At 72.7% G+C, this 21,309-nt stretch carries 18 protein-coding genes; 14 read left to right on the plus strand and 4 right to left on the minus strand.

Annotation, left to right across the window (positions count from 1 at the left end; genetic code table 11):
- The first annotated feature begins 47 nt into the window (after positions 1 to 47).
- Genes FM112_RS07455 through FM112_RS07480 form a run of 6 tightly spaced genes read left to right on the plus strand, consistent with a single transcriptional unit; the run spans position 48 to position 7,745 of the window.
- A complete protein-coding gene (locus FM112_RS07455; RefSeq protein WP_087005852.1) occupies positions 48 to 1,841 on the plus strand; it encodes an ABC transporter ATP-binding protein in 1,794 nt (597 codons plus the stop codon).
- Positions 1,838 to 3,607 carry an ABC transporter ATP-binding protein gene (locus tag FM112_RS07460; protein WP_087005855.1) on the plus strand — a complete coding sequence of 590 codons (1,770 nt, stop codon included), beginning with the start codon at positions 1,838 to 1,840 and terminating at the stop codon, positions 3,605 to 3,607. The genes FM112_RS07455 and FM112_RS07460 overlap by 4 nt, the downstream gene beginning before the upstream one ends.
- The gene (locus FM112_RS07465) at positions 3,604 to 4,245 is read left to right on the plus strand and encodes an MptD family putative ECF transporter S component (protein ID WP_087005858.1); all 642 of its coding nucleotides are present in this window, start codon (positions 3,604 to 3,606) and stop codon (positions 4,243 to 4,245) included. The genes FM112_RS07460 and FM112_RS07465 overlap by 4 nt, the downstream gene beginning before the upstream one ends.
- Before the next feature lie 13 nt (positions 4,246 to 4,258).
- Entirely contained in the window at positions 4,259 to 4,963 is a 705-nt protein-coding gene (locus tag FM112_RS07470; protein ID WP_254910407.1) for an energy-coupling factor transporter transmembrane component T, read from the plus strand.
- Positions 4,960 to 6,492, plus strand: a complete 1,533-nt coding sequence (locus FM112_RS07475; protein WP_087005864.1) for an ATP-binding cassette domain-containing protein — start codon at positions 4,960 to 4,962, stop codon at positions 6,490 to 6,492. Before FM112_RS07470 ends, FM112_RS07475 begins: the two co-directional genes overlap by 4 nt.
- The gene (locus tag FM112_RS07480) at positions 6,489 to 7,745 is read left to right on the plus strand and encodes an MFS transporter (protein ID WP_087005867.1); all 1,257 of its coding nucleotides are present in this window, start codon (positions 6,489 to 6,491) and stop codon (positions 7,743 to 7,745) included. The genes FM112_RS07475 and FM112_RS07480 overlap by 4 nt, the downstream gene beginning before the upstream one ends.
- Before the next feature lie 24 nt (positions 7,746 to 7,769).
- Here FM112_RS07480 and FM112_RS07485 read toward each other — a convergent pair whose 3' ends face one another.
- A complete protein-coding gene (locus FM112_RS07485; RefSeq protein WP_087005870.1) occupies positions 7,770 to 8,453 on the minus strand; it encodes a CoA pyrophosphatase in 684 nt (227 codons plus the stop codon).
- 130 nt (positions 8,454 to 8,583) lie between these two features.
- Here FM112_RS07485 and FM112_RS07490 point away from each other — a divergent pair, with 130 nt between their 5' ends.
- Positions 8,584 to 9,453, plus strand: a complete 870-nt coding sequence (locus FM112_RS07490) for a hypothetical protein (protein ID WP_087005873.1) — start codon at positions 8,584 to 8,586, stop codon at positions 9,451 to 9,453.
- Between the two features lie 25 nt (positions 9,454 to 9,478).
- On the opposite strand, the gene FM112_RS07495 is transcribed toward FM112_RS07490, so the two are convergent.
- Together FM112_RS07495 and FM112_RS07500 are read right to left on the minus strand one after the other, a co-directional pair.
- On the minus strand, positions 9,479 to 9,988 hold the full coding sequence (locus FM112_RS07495; protein ID WP_087005876.1) for a MarR family winged helix-turn-helix transcriptional regulator: 510 nt from the start codon (positions 9,986 to 9,988) through the stop codon (positions 9,479 to 9,481).
- Between the two features lie 10 nt (positions 9,989 to 9,998).
- Complete coding sequence (locus FM112_RS07500) at positions 9,999 to 11,591, minus strand: DHA2 family efflux MFS transporter permease subunit (RefSeq protein WP_087005880.1); 1,593 nt, start codon at positions 11,589 to 11,591, stop codon at positions 9,999 to 10,001.
- A 213-nt stretch (positions 11,592 to 11,804) separates the two neighbouring features.
- Here FM112_RS07500 and FM112_RS07505 point away from each other — a divergent pair, with 213 nt between their 5' ends.
- The 3 genes from FM112_RS07505 to FM112_RS07515 are packed head-to-tail and all read left to right on the plus strand — an operon-like array spanning position 11,805 to position 15,918.
- Positions 11,805 to 12,569, plus strand: coding sequence for a LamB/YcsF family protein (locus FM112_RS07505; protein ID WP_087005883.1), 765 nt, complete (start codon positions 11,805 to 11,807; stop codon positions 12,567 to 12,569).
- Entirely contained in the window at positions 12,566 to 14,179 is a 1,614-nt protein-coding gene (locus FM112_RS07510) for a 5-oxoprolinase/urea amidolyase family protein (protein WP_087005886.1), read from the plus strand. The genes FM112_RS07505 and FM112_RS07510 overlap by 4 nt, the downstream gene beginning before the upstream one ends.
- Positions 14,179 to 15,918, plus strand: a complete 1,740-nt coding sequence (locus FM112_RS07515) for a biotin carboxylase N-terminal domain-containing protein (RefSeq protein ID WP_087005889.1) — start codon at positions 14,179 to 14,181, stop codon at positions 15,916 to 15,918. The genes FM112_RS07510 and FM112_RS07515 overlap by 1 nt, the downstream gene beginning before the upstream one ends.
- 19 nt (positions 15,919 to 15,937) lie before the next feature.
- On the opposite strand, the gene map is transcribed toward FM112_RS07515, so the two are convergent.
- Positions 15,938 to 16,708, minus strand: a complete 771-nt coding sequence (gene map / locus FM112_RS07520; protein ID WP_087005892.1) for a type I methionyl aminopeptidase — start codon at positions 16,706 to 16,708, stop codon at positions 15,938 to 15,940.
- Between the two features lie 64 nt (positions 16,709 to 16,772).
- On the opposite strand from map, the gene FM112_RS07525 reads away from it, so the two are divergent.
- The 4 genes from FM112_RS07525 to FM112_RS07540 all read left to right on the plus strand — a co-directional run bounded on the left by FM112_RS07525 (position 16,773) and on the right by FM112_RS07540 (position 21,302).
- Positions 16,773 to 17,069: a helix-turn-helix transcriptional regulator gene (locus tag FM112_RS07525; protein ID WP_087005895.1), complete on the plus strand. Its 297-nt coding sequence runs from the start codon at positions 16,773 to 16,775 to the stop codon at positions 17,067 to 17,069.
- Positions 17,070 to 17,307: 238 nt separating this feature from the next.
- The gene (locus FM112_RS07530; protein ID WP_176386721.1) at positions 17,308 to 17,706 is read left to right on the plus strand and encodes a helix-turn-helix domain-containing protein; all 399 of its coding nucleotides are present in this window, start codon (positions 17,308 to 17,310) and stop codon (positions 17,704 to 17,706) included.
- A 416-nt stretch (positions 17,707 to 18,122) separates the two neighbouring features.
- Entirely contained in the window at positions 18,123 to 18,377 is a 255-nt protein-coding gene (locus tag FM112_RS07535) for a ribbon-helix-helix protein, CopG family (protein ID WP_087005901.1), read from the plus strand.
- 270 nt (positions 18,378 to 18,647) lie between these two features.
- Complete coding sequence (locus FM112_RS07540) at positions 18,648 to 21,302, plus strand: aminotransferase class I/II-fold pyridoxal phosphate-dependent enzyme (protein WP_254910412.1); 2,655 nt, start codon at positions 18,648 to 18,650, stop codon at positions 21,300 to 21,302.
- The last annotated feature ends 7 nt before the right edge of the window (positions 21,303 to 21,309 follow it).

Consider the following 21,309-nt stretch of genomic DNA (forward strand, 5'->3'; position numbering starts at 1 on the left):
ATAACCGTTATCAATAACCGTGCGATCGAATCAGTGAGGGGCGGCGTATGGCTTCCGATTCCAGGAATCCGGGTTCCGAGTGGGCGAAGGGCGAGGAGTCGTTCTTCGAGCCCGTGAAGGGGAGCCTCGCGAGCATCGTCGTGCTGAGCCTCGTCGGCGCGGCGAGCGGCGTCGTGCCGTTCATCGCGATCGTCGAGCTCGCCCGCACGCTGCTGCCCGCGCTCGACGGGCAGCCGATCGACGCCGGCCGCGTATGGGGCATCGTGATCATCGCGGTGGTCGCCCTGTTCGTGAACGTCGGCACGGCGTTCGGCGCCGGCGCCGTGGGGCACTTCGCGGACGCGCGCCTGCAGCTGTCGCTGCGGCGGCGGATCGTCCGGCACCTCCAGCGCCTGCCGCTGGGCTGGTTCGACCAGCGCTCCTCGGGCACCGTGCGGAAGCTGGTCGAATCGGACGTCACCGCCCTGCACCAGCTCGTCGCGCACACCATCCAGGAGGTGCTCACCGCGGTCGCGGTGCCGGTCATCAGCCTGGTCTACCTCTTCGTCGTGCAGTGGCAGATGGCGCTCGCGGCGCTGGTGCCGCTCATCGTCACGGTGCTCCTCTACCCCGTGCTCATGCGGGGCAGCGCGGAGAAGTACCGGCAGTACGACGAGGCGACCTCGGCGCTCGCGGGGGCGACCGTGGAGTTCGTGCAGGGCATCGCCGTGGTCAAGCGCTTCGGGCAGCTGGGCCGCAGCCACCGCCGCTACCGCGACGAGACGAAGCGGTACGTCCGCTTCGTGGGCGAGTGGACGGCGGAGACCGCGGTGGCCTTCACGATCATCGAGATCGTGACCTCCCCGGTCGTGGTGCTGGTCTGGCTGCTCGCCGCGGGCCTCTGGCTGGTGAACGCGGGCGCCGCGGCGCCGATCGACGTGCTGCCGGGCCTGCTGCTGGGACTCGGGCTCACCGGGCCGCTCATGAAGCTCGGGGCCTCGGGACAGTTCCTGCGCAACGCGACGAACGCCCGGAAGGCGCTCTCGGCGTTCTTCGCCCTGCCGCCGGTGCCGCAGACGGATGCGCCGCGCGCGCCGCAGGGGCATGACGTCGCGCTCGACGCGGTCTCGTTCGGCTACGACGCCGAGCACCCGGTGCTGCACGAGATCGGCGCCGCCTGCGCGCCCGGCACCGTCACCGCTCTCGTCGGCGCATCCGGCTCGGGCAAGTCCACGCTCGCGAAGCTCGTGCCCCGCTTCTACGACGCCGACGCCGGCCGGGTCGCGATCGGCGGCGCGGACGTGCGCGAGATCACCGGGGACGGGCTCTACCGGGAGGTCGGGTTCGTGTTCCAGGACGTGCAGCTGCTGCGCGCGAGCCTGCGCGACAACATCCGCCTCACCCGGCCCGACGCGAGCGATGACGAGGTGGAGGCCGCGGCCCGCGCGGCGCAGATCCACGCGCGCATCCTCCGCTTCCCCCGCGGCTACGATTCGGTCGTCGGCGAGGACGCGAACCTCTCCGGCGGCGAGGCGCAGCGGGTGACGATCGCCCGCGCGCTGCTCGCCGACGCCCCGGTGCTCGTGCTCGACGAGGCCACGGCCTTCGCCGACCCCGACTCGGAGGCGGCGATCCAGCAGGCGCTGTCGACGCTCGCCGCCGACCGCACCGTGCTCGTGATCGCCCATCGCCTGCACACCATCACCGGCGCCGACCAGATCCTCGTGCTCGACGACGGTCGCATCGTCGAGCGCGGCACCCACGCCGAGCTCGTCGCCGCAGGGGGGGGGCGCTTCGCCCGCATGTGGGCCGACTACCAGGCCAACCACGCCCGTTCGCTCCCGGAAGGAGCCGCATCGTGATCCGTCGTATGCTCCACTACTGCTCGCCCGAGGCCCGCCGGCTGGTCATCGCCGAGCTCGCGTTCGTCGTCGCCACCGCGGTGCTGCAGGGCGGCGCCTTCCTCATGCTCGTGCCGCTGCTGCGCGCGTTCTTCGCCGGAGACGGGGAGCTCGCGGGGCGCTGGACGCTCGCGGCCGTGGTCCTCGCCGCGCTCTACGCGATCTCGGCGTGGTGCGCGAGCCAGCTCGGGATGAAGGCCAGCGGCGCCGTGCTCGACTCGCTGATCACACGCCTGGGCGACCGGCTCGTCGAGCTGCCGGTCGCCTGGTTCGGGGCGGACCGCACCGGCCTGATCACCGGGATCGCGACGCAGGGCGCGATGTTCGTGTCGACCATGCCCTATGCGATCCTGCGGCAGATCCTCGTCGGCTTCATCACCCCGGCCACCGTGCTCGCGGGCATGTGGTTCTTCGACTGGCGGCTCGCGCTGGCCATGACCGCGATGGTGCCGGTGATCGCCCTCGGCTACCGCTGGCTCAGCCGGAAGATCGGCGAGGGCGATGCCGAGCACTCCCGGGCCGTCGCCGACGCCTCGAGCCGCGTCATCGAGTTCGCGCGCGCCCAGCCCGCGCTGCGCACGGCGGGAGACGCGTCCATCGCCGACCGCCTCGTCGAGGACGCGCTGCAGCACCAGCACCGCGTCTACCGGGGGATGCTCGTCACCGGCGGGGCGGGCATCGCCGCGTTCGCCGGCATCGTGCAGCTGTCGATCACGGTCGTGCTCGTCCTCGGCGCGCTCCTCGCGCTCGGCGGCAGCGTCGACATCCCCACGCTCATCGCGCTGCTCGTGCTCGGCGTGCGCTTCAACGAGCCGATCGTGCAGGCCGGGGACCTCGGCGGCGGCGTCTCGGTGGCCAAGACCACGATCGACCAGCTCGACGCCCTCGCCGCGGTCGAGGCGCTGCCCGAGCCGGAGCGGCCCGGAGAGCCCGCCGACTGGGGCGTCGAGTTCGACCGCGTGGCCTTCGGCTACGGCGGCGAGCCGGTGCTCCGCGACCTCTCGTTCACGGCGCCCTCGGGCCGGATGACCGCGATCGTCGGCCCCTCGGGGTCGGGCAAGACGACGATCACGAAGCTCATCGCCCGCTTCTACGACCCCGAGGCGGGCACGGTGTCGATCGGCGGCGTGCCGCTGCCCGAGCTCGGCACGGACGTCGTCGAGGGCGCGGTGGCGCCGGTCTTCCAGGATGTGTACCTGTTCGACGACACGATCCTCAACAACGTGTGGATCGGCAACCCCGGCCTCGGCCGCGAGGAGGTCGTCGCGGCCGCGACCAGGGCGCGGGTCGACGAGATCGCCGCGCGCCTTCCCGGCGGCTGGGACGCCCGTGTCGGCGAGGGCGGCTCGAACCTCTCCGGGGGCGAGCGCCAGCGCATCTCCATCGCCCGCGCGCTGCTCAAAGACGCGCCCATCGTGCTCCTCGACGAGGCCACCGCGGCGCTCGACATCGGCAACGAGATCGCCATCGGCGAGGCCGTGGACGCGATCCGGCCGGACCGCACGCTCGTCGTGGTCGCGCACCGCCTGCAGACCATCATGACGGCCGACCGCATCGTGATGCTCGACGGCGAGGGCGGCATCCGCGAGGCGGGCACGCACGACGAGCTCCTGGCCGCGGGCGGCGCCTATGCGGGTTACTGGCGCGAGCGCGTCGACGCCGCGGGCTGGCAGCTCGCAGGCGGGGAGCGCTCTGACATTACGGAGAACGAGAGGAAGGCACGATGACCGAGCAGACCGCCCCGGGCGCCGCGAAGCACGATGGGAGCGCACGTGCACGCGCCACGCGCTTCACGGCCAGAGACCTCCTCAACGTCGCGATCTTCGCGGTGATCTACTTCGTGATCGTGTTCGTGATCGCCATGCTGGGGATCATCAGTCCGATCGCGATGCTGCTCACACTGCCGCTCTCGGCGATCGCGGCGGGAATCCCCTACATGCTCTTCCTCACCCGGGTGCGCCACGCGGGCCCGGTCGCGCTGTTCGGGCTCGTCGTCGGCCTGCTGTACCTGATGGTCGGGCACCCCTGGGCGAGCACGCTCCTGACGATCGGCCTCTCGGTGCTTGCCGAGCTCATCCTCCGCGCCGGCGGGTACCGGTCCGCCTGGGCCGCGATCTGGGCATACACGGCGTTCTCCGCGTGGTTCCTCGGCCCCTGGATCCCGCTCTTCCTCGACCGCGAGGAGTACCTGCGCTCGAACGGCATGACGGCGATGGGCGCGGAGTACGTCGCCGCGTTCAACGAGACCGTCACCGTGCCGGCGGTGCTCGGCATGGTCGTCCTCACGGTGCTCTGCGGGTTCCTCGGCGCGCTCCTGGGCACCCGGCTGCTCCGCAAGCACTTCGCCCGGGCCGGACTTGCCTGAGCGGAGAGCCGTCTTGGCCGTCCGGGCAGGGCTGGACCCGCGGGCCAAGCTCCTGCTCGTAGTCGCCTGCAGCATCGTCGTGATGAGTCCGGGCGGCCTGCGGTTCGTCCCGGCCGTGCTGCTGCTCGGCATCGGCCTGGCCGTCCGGGAGCGGGCCTGGGGCCGGGCGATCGGACTGCCCGCGACCGCCGCCGCGATGCTCGCGCTGGGATGGCTGCTGCCGATGTGGTGGGCGAACCCGCTCACCGCGATCGTGTCGCTCGCCTGCGCGTACATGCTGCGCTTCGTCGCGGCGATCGGCGTCGGGATGCACGTGCTCGGCACGACCTCGCCGACGCAGCTCTCCGCCGGGCTCAGGGCGTGGCGGATGCCGCGCGCCATCTCGGTGACCCTCGCCGTGATGCTGCGCTTCTTCCCGGTCGTCGCGACCGAGGCCGCCGCCGTGCTCGACGCGATGAAGCTGCGCGGGCTCGCGGGCGCGCACGGCGTCCTGCGCCATCCGATCCTCACCGTCGAGCGGTTCGCGGTCCCGATGATCGCGGCCAGCCTGCGGTCGAGCGAGGACCTCTCGGCCTCCGCGATCCTCCGCGGCCTCGGCTCCCGCAGAATCCCCACGGCCATGCACCCGCCGCGCTTCGGCGCGTCGGACCTCGTCCTCCTGCTCGTCGTCGCGGCGCTCGCGGCCGCGGCCCTGGCCCTGCCCTCTCCGCTGACATGATCCCCGAGCACTCCGCCGAGCCCCCTGCCGGGACGATCCGCATCGAGGACGTCTCCTGGACCTACCCGCACGCCGATGCGCCGAGCCTGCGCGAGCTCTCGCTGCAGATCGGCGCAGGGGAGTTCGTCATCCTGTGCGGCGCGAGCGGTTCCGGCAAGTCCACCGCGCTCCGGCTCATGAACGGCCTCGTCCCGCACTTCCACGACGAGGGCGCGCTCACCGGCGCCGTCCGCGTGGACGGGCTCGCGACCGCCGCTGCCGAGCTCGACGAGATCGGGCTCGTCACCGGCACCGTGCTGCAGCACCCCAGGCGGCAGTTCTTCGCCGACACCGCGCCCGAGGAGATCGCCTTCGCGATGGAGAACTTCGGCGTCCCGAGCGAGGAGATCCGCGCCCGCGTCGCGACGGCCCTCGAGACGCTCGCCGGGGGCGTGCCCACGGGCTCGAAGCTGCAGCATCTCTCAGGCGGTCAGCAGCAGCAGGTCGCCATCGCCGCGGCCACCGCGCACCGGCCGCGCATCCTGCTGCTCGACGAGCCCAGCTCGAACCTCTCCGCCGACGCGGTGGCGCGCCTCGTCCGACGGCTCGGGGAGCTGAAGGCGCGGGGCGTCACGATCGTGGTGGCCGAGCACCGGCTGCGCTACCTGCAGGAGCTCGTCGACCGGGTCGTCGTCATGCGCGAGGGCCGGATCGACGTCGTCTGGAGCGCCGAGGAGTTCCGCGCCGTGCCCGACGCCGATCTCGCGCGGGAGGGGCTCCGCGGCGAGCCGCGGCGCGTCGACCTACCCGCGCTGCCGGCCGGCGGCGCGAGCGTCGCGGAGGGGGACGGCGGCGCGAGCACCGCCGCCGGGCCGGAGGCGGGCGAGGCCGCGACGCGCGCGCTCGAGCTCGAGGGGGTGCGCTGCCGGCTCGGCGGTCGCCTCGTGCTCGACCTCGACGGCGTCGCGTTCCCCGCCGGAGCGGTCACCGCGATCCGCGGGATCAACGGCGCGGGCAAGACCACCCTCGCCCGGGTCGTGACCGGCCTGCAGCGCAGCACCGGGAGGGTGCGCCTCGACGGCAGGGCGCTCTCGCCCCGGGCGCGGCAGCGCGCGAGCGCGATCGTCATGCAGGATGTGCAGCGGCAGCTGTTCACCGACAGCGTGGCGGCCGAGATCGAGCTCGCGGCGAGCGGCGCCGCGGAGACGATCGACACGCGCGAGGTGCTCGAGGCGCTCGATCTCGAGCAGCTCGCGGAACGCCATCCGCTCTCCCTCTCGGGCGGGCAGCAGCAGCGGCTCGTCGTGGCCGCGGTCCGGGTCGCCGGGCGGCGGATCGTCGTCTTCGACGAGCCCAGCTCGGGCGTGGACCGACGACATCTGCAGTCCATCTCGGACCAGATCCGCGCCGTGGCCGCCGACGGCGCCGTGGTCCTGCTCATCAGCCACGACGACGACCTGCTCGCCCTCGCGGCCGACCGCCGGCTCGTGCTCAGGCCGGCCTCCGGCGCCGGCGCCGGCGCGGAACGAATCAGGAAGGAACCCGTATGACCGGAACCGACTCCGCGGCCCGGGAGCCGCGGCCGCAGATCCCGCTGCTGCTGACGACGGTGTTCCTCGCCTATCTCGGGCAGATGACGCTCAACCCCGTCATCGCGCCCCTGGCCCGCGAAGTGGGGCTGAGCGAGTGGCAGATCGGGGCGACGATCAGCGTCGCCGCGATCATGGTCGTCGTCAGCAGCCAGTTCTGGGGCCGCCGCTCGCAGTCCTGGGGCCGGAAGCCGGTGCTCCTCGCTGCGCTCGGCCTGGCCGCCGCCGCGATGGCCGGATTCGCGGTCGTCGCCGCCGCGGGGATGCGGGCGCTGCTGCCGACGGCGGCGCTCTTCCTGCTGTTCGTCCTGCTGCGGGGCGTCGGGTTCGGCTCGGCGCTGGCGGCGATCGCCCCCACGGCGCAGGCGTACATCGCCGATGTGACGGCCGACGAGGCCGCCCGCACCAAGGGTATGGCCGGGGTCGGCGCCGTCCAGGGCGTGGCCATGATCGGGGGCGCGGTCGTGGGCGGCGCGCTCGCGGGCTTCGGGATGCTCGCGCCGATCGCGGTCGTGCCGGTGCTGCTCGTATTCGGGCTCGTACTGGTCGCGGTCCGGCTGCGGCGCGAGCCGCGGCACGAGCTCATCCCGGAGCCGGCCCGGGTCAGCCCGACCGACCGCCGCGTCTGGCCCTTCCTGCTCGCGGGCTTCGGGATGTTCACGGCGCTGGGATTCATGCAGGTGCTCATCGGCTTCGTCGTGCAGGACAGGCTGGCGCTCTCGGCCGAGCTCACCGGCGTCGTGACCGGCGGATCCCTGCTCGCCGCCGGCATCGGCATGGTGGCGGCGCAGAGCGTCATCGTCCCCCGCAGCGGCTGGTCGCCCGCCGCGCTGCTGCGGGTCGGCACGGTCGTCGCCTGCGCCGGGTTCGCGCTGCTCGTGCCGGACCTCGGCGCGTGGCCGCTGATCCTCGCGATCCTGCTCATCGGTCTCGGCCTCGGCATCGCGATGCCCGGCTACACGGCGGGCCCCACGCTCCTGATGAGCAGGGAGGAGCAGGGCGGCCTGGCCGGGCTCATCGGCGCGACGAACGGCCTCACCTTCGTGGTCGCGCCGACCGCGAGCACCGCGCTCTACGGGCTCTGGCCGCCGCTGCCCATCCTCGTCGGAGCCGTCCTCATGGGGATGGTCGCGCTCTTCGTGCTGCTGCACCCGCGCTTCCGCAGCGCGGCGGTGTCGGGCACTTCGGCGGCCGAGGCGGACCCGACGGCATAGGGCCGGCCGCGCAGGCGGCCGGGCTCAGCGCGCGACCGGGATGATGCGCGACGCATCCCACGGCCGCTCCCAGCCGGCCAGCTCGAAGACCGTGGAGAGCAGGATACCGGTGAAGCCCCAGACGATCCGGTCCTCGTCGTGCTGCCGGAATCGGAAGGCGGGGCCGCGGTGCACGGCACCGCCGAACTCGAGCACCGAGGTGCCGCGGCAGCCGGGATCGAGCAGCCGCGCCACGGACACGCGGGCGACCTCGACGGTCTCGCGCGCATCCGCGACGGTCTCGCCCGGGGTGCGCCACCAGCCGAGTACGGGCGTCACGAGGTTGTTGCTGACCGGCAGATACACCTCTGGCAGCGAGCCGAGCATCTCGATGCCGTGCGGATCCACGCCCGTCTCCTCCGCGGCCTCGCGGAGCGCCGCCGCCTCCGGCCCGTCGTCGGCGGGCTCGATTCCGCCGCCGGGGAAGGCGATCTGCCCGGGATGGTGCCGCATCCGCGGCGAGCGCCGGGTGAGCAGCACGTCGAGGCCGTCGCCGCCGCTCGCGGAGCCGGAGGCGCCGGCCGACGGTTCGGGCGAGGGGCCGAAGAGCATGAGCACCGCCGACTTGCGCAGGGGCGCGTCCACGAGCGGCTCCGCGGGCCCGTGCCGGCGCAGATCGAGCGAGAGCCCTCGCCGCAGCACCTCCCGCAGGTCTCGTTTCGCGTCCATGATCCTCCCCGAGGACCGGCGACGGGCGGCTCCTCCCGCACAACACTACGATGGAGGGGGATTCCGAGGGAGGGATGCCCGAGCGGCGGATGCCGGTCCGCCGCCCCGGCTTGCGAGGGGAGCGGACGGGATGGTCGAGGGATTCGAACGGTACGGGCGGGGCATGGGCGCCCGGCGCTACCCGTGGCTGACGGTTCCGATCGGCATCCTCGTGCTGATCTGGGGCGGGTACGTCGTCGTGACCAACGCTCTCGAGGGCGACTGGCTCGTCGCGATCGGCGTGGGCTGGTTCTCGCTCGCGCTCGGCCTGGGCGGCATCGGCGTCGGCTTCGCCAACCGCGCGGACGTGCAGGACTTCGTGCTCCGCGACGCCGCCGTATGGGCCGATTCGGACGAGCCTCCGCCGGATGCGCGGGTGCATCTCGCGAGGATGCGCGCGCTCCCGTACCCGCTGGTCGTCTGCGCCGCGCTCTTCGCGCTGGGCATGGCGCTCATCTCGGCCACGGCGCTGCTGCAGCTGCTCGGCCTGGTGCCGCGGGCCGCGGACGACGTGTCGACCGGCACGCTGCTCCTCGCAGCGGCCGGGTCGGCGGTCCTCGCCGGCATCGGCGGCTGGCTCGCGCGGCAGCACGCGACCCGCAAGTGGCGCGGCGGCGCCCTCAGCCGCCGCCCGGAGGGCGTCGCGCTGGGGGAGCGCGAGGTGCTCGTGCGGGTGCCCGGATACGACGCGGAGATCGCGTGGGCGCACATCCTCGCCGTGCGGCCCGATGCGATCCGCGACGGGATGGCACCGGTGTTCCGGCTCGAGCTGTCCCCGGAGGCGGGGATCCGCGGCGATGCGCAGCTGATCCCCGCCGGAGGCTACTCGGTGCCGACCGACGCGCTGTACTCGGCCCTGCGCTGGTACCGCGCCCATCCGGAGGCGCGGCACGAGCTCGGCCGCGAGGCCGGCGGGCGGCGGCTCGCGGACTGGTGCAGGCTCGCCCGCAAGCTCCGCTGACGGCCGGGCGTCCCGAGCGGGTCGGTCAGTCCGCGGCCCGGGCGCCATCCGCCCCGCGGGTGCAGCGTCGGGCGGGGCCGTCCTCCAACACCTCGGCGGACTCGTTGAAGCGCCGCAGCGCCTCCTGCAGCCGCGCGAGCTCCTCGAGATCCCAGCCGACGAAGCGCTCGTGGTAGGAGCGCGCCCAGCGCTCGCGGATGCGCTGCAGCAGCTCGCTCGCGCTCTCGCTCACGGTCAGCACCGTCACCCGCCGGTCCTCCTCGGAGGGCTCGGCTTCGACGAGCCCGAGCTCGCGGAGCTTCGACACCTGCCGGCTCACGGTGGCCTTGTCCATCTCGAGGATCTGGCTGAGCTCGGTCGCCGTCACGGGCGCCTTGCGCAGCACGATCTGGAGGATGAGCATCGACGTGCCGCGGAGGTCGGGATGCACCTCCTCGGCGTAGCGGGCCCAGTTGGCGCGCGAGGCGGCGAACACCTCCGAGAACTCCGCGATGATCTCGGCGATGCGGTCGTCTCTCGAAGGGTGCTGGTCCATCGCTTCGAGCCTACTCGGCCGCGGCGTCGCGCTTGAGCGCCGCGCGCTGCTCCGCAGCGCTCTTGGAGCTCAGCGGGATGTTCGGGATGCAGGCGATCGCGATGATCGCGATGATCGCGACCGGCGAGGCGGCGAGGAACACGTCCCCGATGCCGTGCCCGTAGGCCTCCTCCACGACCAGCCGGATGGGCTCCGTCAGGTCGGCCAGCTTGGGGATCGCGCCGCCCTGCAGCGCCTCGGCCCCCGCCATCGCGGCGGGATCGGTCTTGGCGAGCCGGTCGAGGCCGTCGGTGATGAAGCTCACGATCTGCTGGGAGAGCATCGCGCCCATCGCGGACATGCCGGCGGTGCCGCCGATGGTGCGGAAGAAGGTGACCGCCGAGCTCGAGACGCCGATCTCGTTCGGCGAGACCGTGTTCTGCACCACGAGGACGAGGTTCTGCATGCACATGCCCACGCCCGCGCCGAGGATGAACATCGACACGCCCACGTACCAGAACGAGGTGTCGTAGCGCAGCTGCCCCATCATCAGGAGCCCCGCGAACAGGATGAACGAGCCGGCCACCATGTAGCGCTTCCACTTGCCCGTGCGGGAGATGAGCTGGCCCACGAGGGTCGAGGCGAGCAGCACGCCGGCCATCATCGGGATCGTGAGCAGGCCGGACTCGGTCGGGCTCTTGCCGCGGGCGAGCTGCATGTACTGCCCCAGGAACACGGAGGTGCCGAACATGGCGAGGCCGACGGCGAGGCTCGCGATCACCGACATCGTGAACGTGCGGTTCTTGAACAGGTGCATGGGCAGCAGCGGCTCCTCGGCGCGCAGCTCCACGAGCACCGCGATGATCAGGGCGATGACGCCGCCGCCGACCATGAGCAGGGTCTCCCACGACACCCAGTCGAACTCGTTGCCGCCGAGGGTCACCCAGATGAGCAGGCTCGAGAAGCCCGCCGAGATGAGCACGGCGCCCCAGTAGTCGATCGTGACCTTGCGCTTCTCGGTCTGCAGGTGCAGCGTGCGCTGCAGGAAGATGATGGCGACGATCGCGATCGGCACGGCCACGTAGAAGTTCCAGCGCCAGCCGAGCGAGTCGGTGATCCAGCCGCCGAGCAGCGGGCCGCCGACGGTGGAGACCGCCATGATGGCGCCCATGATGCCCATGTACTTGCCGCGCTCGCGCGGGCTGATGATCTCGGCCATCACGATCTGGCCGAGCGCGCCGAGCCCGCCGGCGCCGATGCCCTGCAGCACGCGCGAGGCGATGAGCCAGGTCGGGTCGGTCGCGAGGCCCGCGGCCATCGAGCCGAGCACGAAGACGACGAGGGCGAGCTGCAGCAGCACCTTCTTGTTGGTGAGGTCGGCGAGCTTGCCCCAGATGGGGGTGGTGATGGCGCTCGCGAGCATGGTCGCGGTCATCACCCAGGTGAAGGCGGCCTGCGTGCCGCCGATGTCCGCGATGATGATCGGCATCGAGGTGCCGACCACGGACATCGCCAGCATGGACACGGCCATGCTCATGAAGAGGCCCGTGAGGGCGAGGCCCTTCGCGCGGCCCGTGAGGATGCTCTCGGTGCGCGGGGCAGCAGCTTCTTGCGTCTGCGTCATGTGTGGGGAATGTCCTTCGAGATCAAGGCCGCCCGCGACTTCCGGGGCGGACGTCGCGGGCGGCAGGTAGTTGACGAAGGTCAACCATATGCCGGTAGTTGATATAAGTCAACCAACTGCACAGCCGTTTCCAAGGCGCGGATCGCGGAGCTGGATGCGCTCGCCCCGCCGGCTTGCGAGACTGGTGGGATCGACGGCGATGGGAGGCGGGCGATGCGGATGGACCTGAACAGCGATCTCGGCGAGCACTACGGCGCCTGGCGCATGGGCGACGACGAGCGGATGCTCGACATCGTCTCGAGCGCCAACGTGGCCTGCGGCTTCCACGCGGGCGACTCGCGCACCATGCTCGCGACCCTCCGGGCCGCGGCCGAGCGCGGCGTGAGCGTCGGCGCCCACGTCTCCTACCCCGACCTGCAGGGCTTCGGCCGGCGTCCGATGGACCCCGACGACGAGGAGCTCGAGGCCGATGTGGGCTACCAGATCGGGGCGCTGCAGGCGCTCGCGCGCATGGTCGGCACCGAGGTCGTCTACGTGAAGCCCCACGGCGCGCTCTACAACCGCATCGCCTTCGACGAGCGGCAGGCCGAGGCCGTCATCCGGGCGATCCGCGGCGTGGACCCCGCGCTGCCGCTCGTGTGCCTCGCGGGCTCCCAGCTCGTCGAGCAGGCGCGCGGCCTCGGCCTCCGCGCGGTGCCCGAGGCCTTCGCGGACCGCGCCTACGAGCCCACCGGCGCGCTCGTCCCGCGGCGCGACGAGGGCGCGGTGCTGCACGATCCCGGGCTCGTGGCGGAGCGGATGCTGCGGCTCGTGCGCGAGGGCGTCGTCGAGGCCAGGGACGGCAGCGCGGTACGGGTCGAGGCGGAGTCGATCTGCGTGCACGGCGACAGCGCGGGCGCCGTGGCGATCGCGACGTCGGTGCGCGACCGGCTGGTGCAGTCCGGGGTCTCGCTCGCGCCCTTCGCGGTCCGGCGATGAGCGGCCGCGGGGAATCCGCCGGCGCGCCCGCCGTCCGCGCCGTGGGCGAGGACGCGCTGCTGCTCGACTGCGGCAGCCTCGAGCGCGCGCTCGCGGTCTTCGGCGCGCTGGAGGCCGTCCGCGAGGCGGGCGGGCTCGGGGAGGCCGAGCTCGTGCCCGCCGCCGAGACCGTGCTGGTGCGCGGCGGGGCCGCGCGGCATCCGGGGCGCTTCGCCTCGGCGCTCGGGCGGTGGCTCGCCGAGGCGGCGGACGGCTCGCGGCCCCGGGATGCGCAGGAGGAGACCGTGCTGCCGGTGGTCTACGACGGGGCCGACCTCGACGAGGTGTCCGGGCTCACGGGCCTGAGCGTCGAGCAGGTCGTCGCCCGCCACGTCGCGGCGCGCTACACGGTGGCCTTCACGGGCTTCGCGCCCGGATTCGCCTATCTCGCGGGCGGCGATCCCGCGCTCGTCGTGCCGCGGCGGGATACCCCGCGGCCGCGCATCCCGGCCGGCGCGGTGGGGCTCGCCGGCTCGTTCTCCGGCGTGTACCCGCGCGAGAGCCCCGGTGGCTGGCGGCTCATCGGCCGCACCGATCGCGCGATGTGGGATCTTGACCGCGAGCCGCCCGCGGCGCTCCTGCCCGGCGCTCCCGTGCGGTTCGAGCCGCGGCGCGAGCGCATCGCCGCGGCCCGGGAGCCCGCCGCGTCCCTGCCGAGCGGCGGGCAGGCCGAGGGCGCGCCGGTGCTCGAGATCGAGGATCCGGGCCTGCAGGCGCTTGTGCAGGACGCGGGCCGTGCGGGGCACGCGCGGCTCGGCGTCAGCGCATCCGGCGCCGCCGACCGCGGCGCGCTCGAGCGCGCCAACCGCATGGTCGGCAACGCCGGGCGCGCGGCGGCGCTCGAGCTCGGGCCGGGAGGATTCTCCGCCGCAGCGCTCGCCACCGCGGTCCTCGCGCTCGCGGGCGCGCCCCGGCCGGGATGCATCGAGGGGCCCCTCGGCCGCCGCGCGGCGCCGATGGATCGCCCCTTCCGCATCGACGCGGGGGAGCGGCTGCGGCTCGAGGGGCCCGAGCGCGGCATCAGGACGGTGCTCGCCGTCCGCGGCGGGGTGCGGGCGCCGCTGGTGCTCGGCAGCGCCTCGCGCGACACCCTCGCGGGCCTCGGCCCCGAGCCGCTCGCCGCGGGCGATCGGGTGTTCGCGGGGGAGGCGCCGCGGAGCGCCGTGGGCGTCCCCGAACCCGGCCCGGCGCTTCCCGCGCCGGGCGAGGGGGCGGAGCTCGCGGTGGTGCCGGGCCCGCGCGAGGACTGGTTCGGCGAGGAGGGGCTCCGCCGGCTCGCCGCGACCTCGTGGGAGGTGACGCCGCGGAGCGACCGCGTCGGCGTGCGGCTCGCGGGGGAGCCCCTGCCGAGGGTCGCCGAGCGCCGCGACCGCGAGCTCCCGAGCGAGGGGATGGCCGCGGGCGCCCTGCAGGTGCCGCCGGACGGGCAGCCGGTGCTCTTCCTCGCCGACCATCCGCTCACCGGCGGCTATCCCGTCATCGGCGTCCTGCGCCGCGCCGATCTCGACCTCGCGGCGCAGCTGCCGCCCGGCGCCCGCGTGCGCTTCACGATTGCGAAGGAGGAGGACTGATGGCCCTCGACACGATCCTGGTGGCGAACCGCGGCGAGATCGCCGTGCGGGTGATCCGCGCCGCCCGCGAGGCGGGGCTGCGCTCCGTGGCGGTCTACGCCGACCCCGACGCGGACGCGCCGCACGTGCGCCTGGCCGACGAGGCCTACGCGCTGCGCGGCTCCGAGCCCGCCGAGACCTATCTCGACGCCGAGAGACTGATCGAGATCGCGCGCCGCTCGGGCGCCGATGCGGTGCACCCCGGCTACGGTTTCCTCTCCGAGCACGCCGGGTTCGCCCGCGCCGTGGCGGATGCGGGGCTCGTGTGGATCGGCCCCGACGCCGAGACCATCGAGCTGCTGGGGGATAAGGCCCGCGCCCGGGCGCTCGCCGCCGAGGTCGGGGCACCGCTCGCGCCGGGCACGAACGGCCCGGTGCGGGACGCCGAGGAGGTGCTCGCCTTCGCCGACGCGCACGGCCTGCCGCTCGTGATCAAGGCCGTGCACGGCGGCGGCGGTCGCGGGATGCGCGTGGTGCGCGAGCGGGGCCGCATCGCGGAGGCCTACGAGTCGGCGGTGCGCGAGGCTACCACGGCCTTCGGCCGGGGCGACTGCCTGGTCGAGCGCTTCCTCGACCGGCCCCGGCACATCGAGGCGCAGGTGCTCGGCGACCGCCACGGCCGCATCGCCGTGCTCGGCACCCGCGACTGCTCGCTGCAGCGCCGCAACCAGAAGCTCGTGGAGGAGGCCCCGGCGCCGTTCCTCGACGAGGGTCTGCGGGAGCGCATCCACGAGGCCGCGGCCGGCCTCTGCGCCGCCGCGGGCTACGTGGGCGCCGGGACCGTCGAGTTCCTGCTCGGCGAGGACGGCACGCTCTCGTTCCTCGAGGTGAACACGCGCCTGCAGGTCGAGCATCCCGTCACCGAGGCCGTGACCGGCATCGACCTCGTGCAGGAGCAGTTCCGCATCGCCGCGGGCGAGCCGATGCGCGTGCCCGAGCGGATCCCCGCCTTCGGGCACGCGATCGAGTTCCGCATCAACGCCGAGGATCCCGCGCTCGGGTTCCTGCCCGCGCCGGGCACGCTCGAGCGCTTCGACCCGCCCGCAGGGCAGGGGGTGCGCCTCGACTCGGGCTTCGCGGCGGGGCAGGCGGTGCCGGGCGGCTTCGACTCGCTGCTCGCCAAGCTCGTGGTGTGGGGCCGCGACCGCGAGGAGGCGCTCGCCAGGTCGCGGCGGGCGCTCGCGGAGTTCGAGATCGAGGGCGTGGCCACGGTGCTGCCCTTCCACCGGGCCGTGACGGCGGATCCGGCATTCACCGCGGCCGACGGCTTCGCCGTGCACACGCGGTGGATCGAGGAGGAGTGCGAGGCGGAGTTCGCGCCGGCGGAGGCCGTGCCCGAGCCGACGGTGCCGCGGCTCGTGCGCGTGCCGATCGAGGTGGACGGGAAGCGCGTGCGGCTCGGCCTGCCGGAGTCGCTGCTGACCGGGCTGGGATCGGCGGCGCCGCTCGAGGCCGCCGAGCCGGCGGAGGAGCGCGCCGCGCCGCCCGAGGACGCGGTGACGGCGCCGTTCTCGGGCGTGCTGACCGTGTGGAAGGCCGCGGACGGCGAGGCCGTGGAGCAGGGCGCCGCGGTCGCGGTGCTCGAGGCGATGAAGACGGAGGTGCTCGTCCCGGCGCCGCGCTCCGGCGCGCTGCGCCACGAGGTCGCCGTAGGGGAGCACGTGGCGGCCGGCCAGGCGGTCGGGAGGGTGGAGGCGTAGCCGCGGGCGGGCGTCGCGCCTAGGCCGGGAGCGTCAGCACCTCCGCGCCGGCCGGGGTGATCAGGATCGTGTGCTCGCTGTGCGCGGTCCGGCCGCCCGTGGCGCTGCGCAGCGTCCAGCCGTCCGCATCGGTGATCAGCCGATCGGTATCGGCCATGACCCACGGCTCGAGGGCGAGCATGAGGCCGGGGCGCAACCGGTAGCCGCGACCCGGTCGCCCGATGTTCGGGATGTGCGGATCCTGGTGCATCGTCGATCCGATGCCGTGGCCTCCGTACTCGGTGTTCACCGAGTAGCCGGCCCCGGTGAGCACCTGCCCGATGGCGTTCGAGAGGTCGCCCAGTCGGGCCCCGGGCGTCGCCGCGTCGATCGCCGCCGCCAGCGCGCGCTCGGTGACGCGGATCATCTCGACGTCCGACGGATCCCGACGGTCGCCGACGACGAAGCTGATCGCCGCATCCGCGGCGATGCCGTCCTTGACGACCGCGAGGTCGAGCGTGAGCAGGTCGCCATCCTGCAGCGCGTATGCGCGCGGCCGGCCGTGCAGCACCGCGTCGTTCACCGCGGTGCAGATGTAGTGCCCGAACGGTCCCCTGCCGAAGGAGGGCTCGTAATCCACATAGCAGGAGGTCGCTCCCGCCTCGAGGATCATCGACTTCGCCCATCGGTCGATCTCCAGCAGGTCGGTGCCCGCTCGGCAGCGGCCTCGCAGCTCCTGCAGGATGCTCCCGACGAGCCGCCCGGTCGCCCGAGCCCGCGCATGCTCGTCCTCGTTGAGAATCTGGATCATTCGGCCGCTTCCTGTCATGCCAATAACTATCCCGGTAATTGTATACCGGTACTAGCATGGGTCCATGGTCAGGTTGCCGCTTACGCAGGAAGAGGTCGAGCGCGGAGAGCGCCTGGGGGCGCTCCTGCGCCGGGCGCGGGGGGAGCGCTCGATGCTCGACGTCGCGCTGAGCGCCGGCATCTCCCCGGAGACGCTGCGGAAGATCGAGTCGGGACGCGTGGCCACGCCGGCGTTCCCCACCGTCGCCGCGATCGCGGTCGAGCTCGGGCTGTCCCTGGACGAGATCTGGCAGCGCATCGGCCGGCCCGAAGACGAGCGGCTGCCGTCGGGGCGCGAGCTGACGGGGGTCGCCGCGAGGTAGGCGTCGGCGGGGGCGGCTGCGCAGGGGGGGCGTCGAATTCGAGCGCGGTGGATGGTCGTGATGTGAAGCGTTCAGCCGCATCATCGACTGCCGTGCGCATGGTGAGCGCTTATATGTCGGGCACGGGCGCACATCTTGCGCTTATATGTGCAACCTCTAGTATGGTTGGAAGACTACGAGCAGGGGGCGCAAGATGGGCGGTTTCTCGCTGACGGCCGGTAGGAGTGACTCGGCCATCGTGGATCAGCAGCTTCAGGCGGATGCCCAGCGCATTGCGGCTCAAATGGGCGAGGCGCTCGAGCCCAAGCTGGTTCTCCAGCAGCCCTATGGCGCTGACATCGAGCTTCCGGAACGGCTTGCATCCTTGCTTCTGAACGTCGTCGAATCCCTTGCGGAAAAGGGAGCCGTGCGCGTGCAGGTGCTGCCGGAGGAGCTGACCACGAGCCTTGCCTCGGCGATCTTGGGAGTTTCTCGTCCAACGCTCATGAAGCGTATCGAGGCGGGGGAGATCCCTGCGCATAAGGTCGGTAGCCACACGCGCATCAATCGCGACGACCTTATGCGATACCGTCGGTCTCAGGAAGCGCGCAGGCAGGCCGCCATCGAGGGTTTCCTCGATATCGACGACGATCTCTAGGGCATCACGTGAGCATCGAGCGAGTGTTCGTCGACGCGACTGTCCTGTATTCGAAGACGATCCGCGATTGATTGCTTCACGCTCGCCAGGTCACGGAGGGCAGCATGCTCGCGGTCCTGCGATAAAGGTGAGCGCCCGCGGAGGGGCTCTGCAGGTGAAGACTGTTGAACGGCATGCTTTTGCGTACTGGAGAGAAGATAAGCCGCGGTGGTCGAGGCGATGAAGACGTAGGTGCTCGCTCCAGCACGTCGCACTACGAGGCCGCTGGAGACACGTCGTAAGCATCGCCCTTCCCGGCTCGCCGGGACGCGGGTCCAGTTCCTCCCCGGGGAGTGCCCGCGACAACGGGTCGCGATTGCGTTGTCTGCGACGCCGACGAACTGACATGCTTTGGTCATGCCGGATGAGGAGGAGCGATGGCTGTTCGCAAGGTGGTGATCACGCTGCCGGAGGAGCTGTACGCGATCGTGGAGCGTGCGCGAGAGGTCGAGCAACGCACCCGTTCGGAGGTCGTGCAGGAAGCGCTGCGGACGTATTTCGGCGAGCCGGTCTACGTGCCGAGCGATGAGGAGCGGCGCGCTCTGGCACTGACGCTCGACGAGGTTGCGGAAGCGCCCGCGCGGACCCGAGACTGGGATCGGGTTCGCGCCGACCTGCACGCCGAGCGGTGACCGTTCCGCTCACCTCGCCGGTGATCGAGGATCTGGTCGGGGCCCGCGACCGGGCTACGCCAACGGCGACCGTGTTTTTGTGCTTCCATCGAGTCACCGCGGTAGCACGAGGCGGAGATTCCGGTGCGGCGAGGACGCCGCGATGCACAGGGGCATAGGGGAGGAACACAACGGATGAGCAGGTTTGAGGTCGTCAGTCCGATCACGGCCGGACAGCGCCGGCGCGTGGGCGCGCAGGCGGCGGAGCCGCTGCTGGAGCGCGACCCGGGGATGCCGGCGAGCACGTGGCGGCTGCGCAGCGACGCGTGGGAGTACCTCCGCTTCGCGGTGAAGCGCATCGCGTTCGGCAACGACAACGACGACGTGCTGTCCACCGACGGCGAGGTCATCCGGTCGCTGCGCGCGCTCGAGACGATCGAGCTGTACTGGGCCGGCTTCGGCCGCCGCTACGTCCGCGGCGTGCGCGAACTGCTCGAGCACGGCGACTACCACACCGCCCTCGAGCGCATCGGTCGCGTCGTCAACCGGCTCCGCGGCAGCGCCGGCCTCGAGGATCCGCGCGAGGACCAGCAGGACGAGGCCGAGCAGCTCGAGTGGCAGGACGACGTCGATCCCCGCCCGCGGTTCGAGGTGCTCGTCGTCGACGAGACCACCGAGGCGGACCGCGACAGCCTGCACGCCGAGGCGCTGCGGCTGCGCAGCGAGGCCGACGACTTCATCTACGACTTCGTGGTCGTCGCCTCGGCGGAGGACGCGATCGCCGCGGTCATCACGAACCCGAGCATCCTCGCGTGCGTCGTCCGCCCCGGATTCAGCGACCGCACCCGCGAGCGGCTGAGCACCGAGCTGCAGGAGACCATCCGCATCGCCCGCGACTCGGCGGTGCACCATCCGGCGCCCTCGCGCAGCTCGCTCGCCTCGGTGCAGCGGGTGCTCGGGCTCGCCGACACGCTCGCGGCCCTGCGCCCCGAGCTCGACCTCTACCTCATGGCCGGCGCGCACATCGAGGACCTCGCCGGGGCGCTCAGCCGCCGGTTCCGCCGCGTGTTCCGGCGCGAGGACCAGCTCGAGCTCCACCTCTCGCTGCTGCGCCGCGTCTCGCACCTGCACGACACCCCGTTCTTCTCCGCCATCCAGGACCACGCGCGGCGCCCGGTCGGCGTCTTCCACGCGCTGCCGGTGGCGCGCGGCGGCTCGGTCGTGAACTCGAAGTGGATCAAGGATCTCGCGGACTTCTACGGCCTCAACCTGCTGCTCGCCGAGACGAGCGCCACCTCCGGCGGCCTCGACTCCCTCCTCGCCCCCACGGGGCCCATCAAGAAGGCGCAGGAGCTCGCGGCCCGCGCCTTCGGCGCCAAGCACACGTTCTTCGTCACGAACGGCACCTCCACCGCGAACAAGATCGTGCACCAGGCGCTCGTCGCGCCCGGCGACGTCGTGCTCGTCGACCGCAACTGCCACAAGTCGCACCACCACGCGATGGTGCTCACGGGCGGCCGTCCCGCGTACCTCGAGGCCTACCCGCTCGACGACTACGCGTTCTACGGCGCGGTGCCGCTGCGGGACATCAAGCAGATGCTGCTCGACTACCGCGCCGCGGGCCGCCTCGACGAGGTCCGCATGGTGACGCTCACGAACTGCACGTTCGACGGCATCGTCTACGACCCGGAGCGCGTGATGGCCGAGTGCCTCGCCATCAAGCCCGACCTCGTGTTCCTCTGGGACGAGGCGTGGTTCGCGTTCGCGACGTTCCATCCGATCACCCGCCGCCGCACGGCGATGGCGGCGGCCGCCCACCTCGAGGAGACGCTGAAGACCTCCGCGCACGCCGCCGCCTACGAGGAGCAGCGCAGGCGGCTGTTCGACGAGGACGGCACGCCGAAGGACGACTCGGCGTGGCTCGAGGAGCGGCTCATCCCGAGCCCCGACGCGCGGCTGCGCGTCTACGCCACGCACTCGACGCACAAGACGCTCACGGCGCTGCGGCAGGGCTCGATGATCCACGTCTACGACCAGGACTGGGTGCGGGACGCCGAGGAGCCGTTCCACGAGTCCTTCATGACGCACACGTCGACCTCGCCGAACTACCAGATCCTCGCCTCGCTCGACCTCGGCCGCCGCCAGGTCGAGCTCGAGGGCTTCCAGCTCGTGCAGCAGCAGCTCGACCTCGCGACGAGCCTCGCGCAGGCCATCGCGCGGCATCCGCTGCTGCGGCGCACCTACCGCGTGCTCACCGCGCACCAGCTCATCCCCGAGGAGCACCGCGAGGTCGGGCGGCCGATGCCGCTGCGCAGCGGATTCTCGGCGATGTGGGAGGCGTGGGCCGCGGACGAGTTCGTCGTCGACCCGAGCCGCCTGACGGTCGAGATCACCCGTACGGGCGTGGACGGCGACACGTTCAAGCACGAGTACCTCATGAACCGGTACGGCATCCAGGTAAACAAGACCAGTCGCAACACGGTGCTGTTCATGACGAACATCGGCACCACCCGCAGCTCGATCGCGTACCTCATCGAGGTGCTCGTGAAGCTCGCGGAGCGGTTCGAGGAGGAGCAGGCGCAGCGCGACCCGGAGCTGACCGAGCCGGCGGAGGCGGAGATGCCGCCGCTGCCGGACTTCAGCTGGTTCGCGCCCGGGTACGCCGCGGAGAAGGCGCTGCCGGACGGCGACATCCGCCCGGCGTTCTTCCTCGGCCAGAAGCGCGGCGCGATCGAGCACGTGCTGCACGACGAGCTGCGCGAGCGCGTGGCTCGCGGCGAGGAGCCGGTCTCGGCCGGCTTCGTCACGCCCTACCCGCCCGGCTTCCCGGTGCTGGTGCCGGGCCAGGTGATCACGGCGGGCGTGCTCGACTTCATGGGCGTGCTCGACACCCGCGAGATCCACGGCTACGACCCGCGGCGCGGCTACCGGGTGCTGCGCGGCTGAGGGTCCG

The sequence above is a fragment of the Gulosibacter sp. 10 genome, assembly GCF_900163695.1.
Classification (GTDB): domain Bacteria; phylum Actinomycetota; class Actinomycetes; order Actinomycetales; family Microbacteriaceae; genus Gulosibacter.

What these genes read in the sequence shown, in the direction of transcription:
- FM112_RS07500 (WP_087005880.1), bottom strand. Translation starts at nt 11,591, where the DNA reads ATGACGCAGACGCAAGAAGCTGCTGCCCCGCGCACCGAGAGCATCCTC.
- FM112_RS07525 (WP_087005895.1), top strand. Translation starts at nt 16,773, where the DNA reads ATGGTCAGGTTGCCGCTTACGCAGGAAGAGGTCGAGCGCGGAGAGCGC.
- FM112_RS07465 (WP_087005858.1), top strand. Translation starts at nt 3,604, where the DNA reads ATGACCGAGCAGACCGCCCCGGGCGCCGCGAAGCACGATGGGAGCGCA.
- FM112_RS07515 (WP_087005889.1), top strand. Translation starts at nt 14,179, where the DNA reads ATGGCCCTCGACACGATCCTGGTGGCGAACCGCGGCGAGATCGCCGTG.
- FM112_RS07510 (WP_087005886.1), top strand. Translation starts at nt 12,566, where the DNA reads ATGAGCGGCCGCGGGGAATCCGCCGGCGCGCCCGCCGTCCGCGCCGTG.
- FM112_RS07480 (WP_087005867.1), top strand. Translation starts at nt 6,489, where the DNA reads ATGACCGGAACCGACTCCGCGGCCCGGGAGCCGCGGCCGCAGATCCCG.
- FM112_RS07475 (WP_087005864.1), top strand. Translation starts at nt 4,960, where the DNA reads ATGATCCCCGAGCACTCCGCCGAGCCCCCTGCCGGGACGATCCGCATC.
- FM112_RS07535 (WP_087005901.1), top strand. Translation starts at nt 18,123, where the DNA reads ATGGCTGTTCGCAAGGTGGTGATCACGCTGCCGGAGGAGCTGTACGCG.
- map (WP_087005892.1), bottom strand. Translation starts at nt 16,708, where the DNA reads ATGATCCAGATTCTCAACGAGGACGAGCATGCGCGGGCTCGGGCGACC.
- FM112_RS07490 (WP_087005873.1), top strand. Translation starts at nt 8,584, where the DNA reads ATGGTCGAGGGATTCGAACGGTACGGGCGGGGCATGGGCGCCCGGCGC.
- FM112_RS07505 (WP_087005883.1), top strand. Translation starts at nt 11,805, where the DNA reads ATGCGGATGGACCTGAACAGCGATCTCGGCGAGCACTACGGCGCCTGG.
- FM112_RS07540 (WP_254910412.1), top strand. Translation starts at nt 18,648, where the DNA reads ATGCCGGCGAGCACGTGGCGGCTGCGCAGCGACGCGTGGGAGTACCTC.
- FM112_RS07485 (WP_087005870.1), bottom strand. Translation starts at nt 8,453, where the DNA reads ATGGACGCGAAACGAGACCTGCGGGAGGTGCTGCGGCGAGGGCTCTCG.
- FM112_RS07495 (WP_087005876.1), bottom strand. Translation starts at nt 9,988, where the DNA reads ATGGACCAGCACCCTTCGAGAGACGACCGCATCGCCGAGATCATCGCG.
- FM112_RS07455 (WP_087005852.1), top strand. Translation starts at nt 48, where the DNA reads ATGGCTTCCGATTCCAGGAATCCGGGTTCCGAGTGGGCGAAGGGCGAG.